We start from the raw sequence: 6346 nt of genomic DNA on the forward strand, positions 1-6346 counted from the left end.
CTGAAAGTCGTAGCGGGCAAGGGTGGCGCAGTCGCGCCACCCGACGAAGCATGATTCCACTCAAGACGTTCGTCTCGGAGCGTCGTGCCGCGAATCTGTTGGCGCAGATTCGCTGGCGTGACGGCGTCTACTGCCCGCACTGTCGTACCGAATTACCGATTCGGTACGGCAGCTATCGGATGTTTCAGCAGTATCTCTGTAAGAATTGTGACCGCACATTCAACGATCAGACCGGGACTGTCTTCGAACACTCTGCGGTCGAACTCAGGAAATGGTTCCTCGCTCTCTACACGTATATCCGATTCAACACCAGTTTTCGGCAGTTAGACGTAGAAATCGATGTCTCTTACAAGACGGTGTACCGCCGCGTCCAGCGCTTTCTGCGAGCGCTGGACGCGCCTCGGCCACAACTCGAAGGCCCAGTCGAGATCGACGAACTATACGTGAAAGCCGGGCTCAAGGGCCGCGAGCGCGACGGATGGTCGCGCTCGCGTGGCCTCTCCACGCGCGGACGTGGCACGTACGAACAGGACAAACCACCCGTGTTTATTCTGGCTGATCGCGGCACCGGCAACCGCTATATGCTGGCAGCGAAAGCCGCCGATAAATCGACGATTCGACTCCTGCTTGCTGACCGCACAGAGGAGTCGCTAACCGTCTACACCGACGGCTTTCGGGCGTACGAACCGCTCGAAGATGACGACGCATTCGACCGCGAATACGTCGTTCACAGTGATGATGAATACGTCGCTGAAGACGTTCACGTCAATACCTGCGAGAGCCAGGATCGCGCCAGCGATCCATGGCTCTCGCCCCATCGAGGTATCTCCAAGGACAAGCTCACGCCGTATCTCCGAGCGTTCCAGCTCCGCCGTCAAGTCTTGCGAAAACCGGGAGAAGAAGCGCTCAAAACCATCCTCGAAACAGCGTTATGAGTCACCAACAATCTCCGCCACAAGAGCGATCGTAGATATTAGAACTACTTGCTCAACTCCGGAATCAAGAATCGGTCAAAGGCGGCGTTGATCGCCGCTGCGAGTTCGGAAGATCGTTGTTCCTGGTGGCGAGGAGTCAGTACAGAGCGAATCAGTATCAGATATCCCGTCGCTGAAGGAGAATTTGGCTTCCAATTACGAGGAGAAGGAGCAATTGTGCTCGATCAGTAGGCCCATCAGGAAAATCTCTTTCACCATTAACGACGAGTGATATCTATGGTTGATAGCGACCTGTTAGTCCACTCTGAGACCGACGACCCATCGACAGCCCGTATCACCGTCAATGCAAACCAACAAGCCGATTTTGATGTCGAGCCGAAGCTCTACGGAAAGTTCTGTGAGCACCTCGGCAATAACATATACCAGGGGATGGAAGCCCAGATCTTGTTCAACCCAACGTTCGGCGAATGGCACTTCCGGGGTGTCGAGCGCCGACCCAGTGGAGGCTTCGTCAGCGAGAGCGACCGAGAACGGATCGAAGAACGGGTCCGAGACCACGGCAGGCCCCTGGCGTATCCACCCGAGTCCGATCCTGACGCGCTGCTCAGGGCCTATGAGGACGCACTGGCTTTCGGCTGGCAGCCCGAAGGTGATGTACTGACCAGTCCCGACACTGGCCCGAACGGTAACCGTGCCCAGCGGATCCAGGTCGATGAGACCGGTACCGGTGTATTTCAGGAGACGCGACTCCCTCTGCACCGGGTGAGCGAGTACGAGTTCAGGACGCAGATCCGGGCCACAGCACCCACCACTGCTCGCGTCTCCATCCGAACCGATGAGGCCGTCTGTGACGAGTCAACACTCGATGTCGGCACGGCATGGGAGACGATGGAGGGGACGCTCGAAGTGCCAGACGATGTCGGTCCTGATGCCGTCTACGAGGTGTTACTCACCGCCGACGACACGACCGACCTCGTCGTCGAACGGCTGTTACTCTACCCCAGCGACCACATCGACTATGCTGACCCTGAGGTCGTCACATACTTACAGGAGTCGGATCTTCCGCTGCTGCGATGGCCTGGCGGCAACTTCGTCTCTGGCTACGACTGGCGTGATGGGATCGGGCCTGTTGAAGACCGACCGGAACGTATCAATCCGGCCTGGGACGGGCTTGAACCGAATCTCTTCGGTACCGCCGAGTTCGTCACCTTCTGCGAGCATGTCGGTTGTGAACCCTCTATCTGTGTGAACGCGGGCGACGGGACCCCCGAGGAAGCCGCAAAGTGGGTCGAGTACTGCAACGGCTCGACGGATACAGAGATGGGCCAACTCCGCGCCGAACACGGCCACCCCGAGCCATTCGATATCACCTACTGGGAGATCGGTAACGAACTCTGGGGTGAGTGGCAAGTCCGCTGGACGACGCCAAATGGTAATGCCGACCGTTACCGACGGTTCCGCGAAGCCATGCTTGAGGCCGATTCCGATATCCTCGTCACGGCCTGTGGTGTCGTGGCCAATGAGAACCGCCCATGGAACCAGGTTTTATTGGACGAATGCGGCGAAGACGTCCGCGCCATCTCCTCGCACCCACTTGCTGGAGGAGAAGTCGATGAGGAGACCGATCCGAACGAGCTGTACCACGCGTTCATGGGCTATTCCGACCAGCTCACGGACCAGTACGCAGACCTGAAAGCACGGATGCACGAGGCGGGTATTGAGGATCCGAAACTTGACGTCACGGAACTCCAACTGTTCGCTAGTTTCAGCGCTAGTTCGGAGGGTGTTGGGCGCGGGGGCGGCGACGGTTCCAGCGATGAGGGGGGCGCGCTCACGCCAGAGACGATGCCGACACCGACGACGATCAGTGAGGCGATCTACGACGCCTGTATGCGCCACGATCTGATCCGACTCGGTGAGTTCGCTGAACTTCTCACCCACTCAGCGACGGTTAATCACGGCGGCGGGCTGCAGAAAGAAGGCGAGCGTGTCTGGGCGGATCCATGTCACTACGGGCGCTCGCTCGGGACAATTCAGGCGGGTGCGACTCCAGTCGCTGTCGAACTCGAGTGTGGCTCGATCACAACCGAGTCGACCTTCCGTGAGATCCAGCCCGTCGACGTGCCTGCAGTTGATGCGATGGCAACCATTAATCACGGGACCCTCAACGTAGTCGTCGTGAATCGTACGAGCCAGGACGATTCAATATCAGTGAACCTAGAGATAGATGGGTTCGAGCCGGAGAGCGAAGCAACGCTCACCACACTCGAGAGTGATGAACTATACGACGAGAATACTCGCGAGGAGCCGGAGAAGGTGACATCGGACGTCGAAACAATCACTGCTAGTGACGGTGCAGTATTCGACCTTCCTTCGTACTCGATGGCTCGAATCGACTTCGAGCGGGCGTAACTCGCGACTCTGCGCTCATCTATTTGCTTCGCGTTCGAGCACGCATTACTGGTAGCACGATTTAAGAGTGGTTTCTCAGGGCTTGATACCATGTCCACTACTTCGGGAACCGATACCGACTGCTGTGGGGATCCGGGACTCGGCAACGATAACGTCCCATACGGGACCAGAGTCTCCCCACGGGTTCAACTCGAGGTCCATGCCGTCGCGAGAGAACCGGGCGGGGGGACAGGATCCGCCCGTCTCGGTATGCCTCTGTCAGGCAGCACGACCGTGGTATGACTTGATACGCGACGGCCGTGCGATTGTCTCTTGTGGACCGAGAGGACAAAAGCAGGTAGGTGCCGGAGACGCGCGCGGCGAAGCGACAGGCCGAGCGGGTGGTCAGGATCCCGCCCGGACCGAGTACGTACAGGGTCGGTTTCCTAATCCCATGACGGACGGCTACCCTGCACGTTTGAGTGAAGAGATCATCTCGTTCTGCACGCTCACAGACTGCGCGAGGGAAGCCTGTACCGTAAGGTGTTATCTTTATGGAGCCTTCCGTGATACGGCTGGCACGCTATGACATCCAATGAGATCACCGACCTATTAGCAAAGGCGTATATCGATGAACTCGAGACAGTAATGAATTATTTGACGAACTCGATCGTCTTGGACGGTGTTCATGCCGAGGAAGTCAAAGAAAGCCTTGAGGCTGATGTTCAGGAAGAACTTGAACATGCGCGTATGCTCGGTGAGCGACTGAAGCAACTCGATGAGTCCCCGCCAGGCTCTGAAGAGTTTGAAGCGCGTCAATCAAGCCTCCAACCGCCTGAAGATACGACTGATGTTCAGTCAGTAATTGAAGGTGTTCTTGAGGCCGAAGAGGACGCAATTGAAACCTATCAAGCACTGTATGAGGCGTCTGGAGAGGCCAACGACCCTCTTTCGGAGGACGTTGCAGTTACCATCCTCGCTGATGAGGAAGCCCATCGAACAGAGTTCCGCGGGTTTGAAAAGGAGTTTCCTACAGACTGATCAAATACACGCCGAGCACAAACCGAGCGTACGTAATCATGAGTCAAGACCTCCGAGATGACGATCTCGAAGAGTACCGCAAGGACATTTGAGAGGTGATGGATGTTCAGTGTAAATCAACCTGTCCCGTAGCCAGTCACACTCCGCTGTCCGTCCGTGAGATGAGCTCCTGATTGAATTTGTCGCCATTATCCCCGTGGTGGACTCGACGGTGACAATTCGGACACAGAGCAACCACGTTGTCGGGATGATCAGGGCCACCATCACTACGGCGATAGAGATGATGTACCTCTAAGAATGGCTCACCGTCAGTACCGAGAAATGGTGCCTCATTCCCACAGCCCTGGCACACGCCTTCAGCAACGTGAAGGGCGTATGCTCTGACCGCCTCCGATCTGGTGTAGCTGGTTCGTGTCGATTCGGTAGTGGTCTGTGGGGTGGTTTCTCCGGTGGATGTCGTTGCTCCCGTAGCCCTCTCGTAGAGCTCCTCGGTCTCGATTTCGTCGAGATCGGTGCCTGTGACTTCGATCGTATTCTCGACCGGTTCGAGTTTGAATCGGATCGCTCTGCGGCGGTTCCCATCGGTATCTGGAAGCTGCTCCTCGAACCAATCGACGCACTCGAACTGTCCGAGGTAGGTGACGCTCCAGGCTGCGTTGTTGTTCTCGAAGAGGTGGAGCTCACGGCCGTCCTCCTGGTGGTCACGGATCGCTTTGTTCCCACCCGTCATCTCCATATCGCCTGTCCTGCCCTCACCGGTGTAGATGAACGTATCACCGCGAAATTCGTCCTTGTACCCGTGCTCCGTTCCGGAGTCGCCTGTGAATAAGAAGAGGTAGGGCTGCTCGGCAGAGGGGGCAATCCCACGATATCGTGTCCCACCGTACGTGTCGTGAAGGTCGACGCGGTCGTATGTGCTGCCGATCTCGAGCTCGTCGAGGGTCGGTGTCTGGTCGATCGTTTCGCGGAGGAGTTGGGTTCCGAACGGCGTCAGTTCGTAGTGGTCACTCTGTTGGGTTTGTTCGATCGCACCGAGTGCACGGAGCCATTCGAGATGTCTGCCAACGACTGCCTCCGGGAGTTGATACTCGGGGTATGCTTCTCGGAGGGCTGTTTGGATTTCCGTCGCCGTAGCCGGTTGGGCGTCGAGAGTCTCGAGAATCGTTTCGAAGCCGGCGACGTTCTCGAGAAGCGCCTCAAAGACGAGTTCCGGATCACCGGTCTCTGCAAACGCTGCGCCACGAGCTGTGGGTTGATACTGGGCGTCTTGGAGGGTGAGGAGACCAATCGAGCGCTGGAAGCCGACGTACGTTGTGATCGTTGAATCGCTCTCTGCAGCGGTATTGGATGTGAGCCAGTTCCGGAGTGCAGATTTGTCGGGAGTTGTCTCGGCGACGAAAGTGAGCATGGACTGGAGGTTCTCGAGTCGCTTTGCAACGCCCCCGAAGAAGCGATCCGTCGTCATCCGACGGTGTTCGGCCATACGGATGGAATCCTATTGGGGACTGAAAGTTCTTCTTGCGTGGTGTAACTTATCGGGGCAGGGATCCGGACCAGTCCTCGAGACACCTCCTTTCTGCTGTATTGAGAGAGGAATCCCCCCATCGGAACTCGATTTGGGAGGCCTTGTGCAACATCTGAGCCTCCACTACGGACGTTCGTTGCACAAGGTCGGACGAGGTGGAGACTTGGATTCATCGGAGAACTCTTTGCGACAGATCACTCCGTGACTGCTGTCGTGAACTATGACGAAGAGACCAATACCTGCCCTCGGAATTACCAGGCGAGAAGGCGAGTGTTATCACAGGATTTCTGAAGCGAGTTCCAGGCGAGGCCATTGACGGGGCGTTCAGAGCCTGTCCAAGAAACATCGACAGAGAACTCACATGACGTAGACCTTATCTAGCAGAAACTCCTGTATAGCGTAAGGATTCATCCGTGACGTTCAATTTTATCCGATACGATCAAGATCAGCAACA

4 protein-coding genes are annotated in these 6346 nt (G+C 56.8%); 3 read left to right on the forward strand and 1 reads right to left on the reverse strand.

Annotation, left to right across the window (positions count from 1 at the left end; all coding sequences use genetic code 11):
* Positions 1–50 precede the first annotated feature (50 nt).
* From LCF40_RS20830 to LCF40_RS20840, 3 genes are all read left to right on the forward strand, one after another.
* Entirely contained in the window at positions 51–935 is an 885-nt protein-coding gene (locus tag LCF40_RS20830; RefSeq protein WP_224830070.1) for an IS1595 family transposase, read from the forward strand.
* Between the two features lie 276 nt (positions 936–1211).
* A complete protein-coding gene (locus tag LCF40_RS20835; RefSeq protein ID WP_224830071.1) occupies positions 1212–3347 on the forward strand; it encodes an alpha-L-arabinofuranosidase C-terminal domain-containing protein in 2136 nt (711 codons plus the stop codon).
* Between the two features lie 564 nt (positions 3348–3911).
* Positions 3912–4367, forward strand: a complete 456-nt coding sequence (locus LCF40_RS20840) for a ferritin-like domain-containing protein (RefSeq protein WP_224830072.1) — start codon at positions 3912–3914, stop codon at positions 4365–4367.
* A 136-nt stretch (positions 4368–4503) separates the two neighbouring features.
* On the opposite strand, the gene LCF40_RS20845 is transcribed toward LCF40_RS20840, so the two are convergent.
* Positions 4504–5850 (reverse strand): double winged helix-containing putative transcriptional regulator, encoded by a 1347-nt coding sequence (locus tag LCF40_RS20845; protein WP_224830073.1) that lies wholly within the window; start codon positions 5848–5850, stop codon positions 4504–4506.
* Positions 5851–6346 lie beyond the last annotated feature (496 nt).

The organism is Saliphagus infecundisoli (assembly GCF_020177375.1).
Lineage (GTDB): Archaea > Halobacteriota > Halobacteria > Halobacteriales > Natrialbaceae > Saliphagus > Saliphagus infecundisoli.

Excerpts from the sequence above, each read along its gene's own strand:
- LCF40_RS20835 (WP_224830071.1), top strand. The coding sequence starts at position 1,212 with ATGGTTGATAGCGACCTGTTAGTCCACTCTGAGACCGACGACCCATCG.
- LCF40_RS20845 (WP_224830073.1), bottom strand. The coding sequence starts at position 5,850 with ATGGCCGAACACCGTCGGATGACGACGGATCGCTTCTTCGGGGGCGTT.
- LCF40_RS20830 (WP_224830070.1), top strand. The coding sequence starts at position 51 with ATGATTCCACTCAAGACGTTCGTCTCGGAGCGTCGTGCCGCGAATCTG.
- LCF40_RS20840 (WP_224830072.1), top strand. The coding sequence starts at position 3,912 with ATGACATCCAATGAGATCACCGACCTATTAGCAAAGGCGTATATCGAT.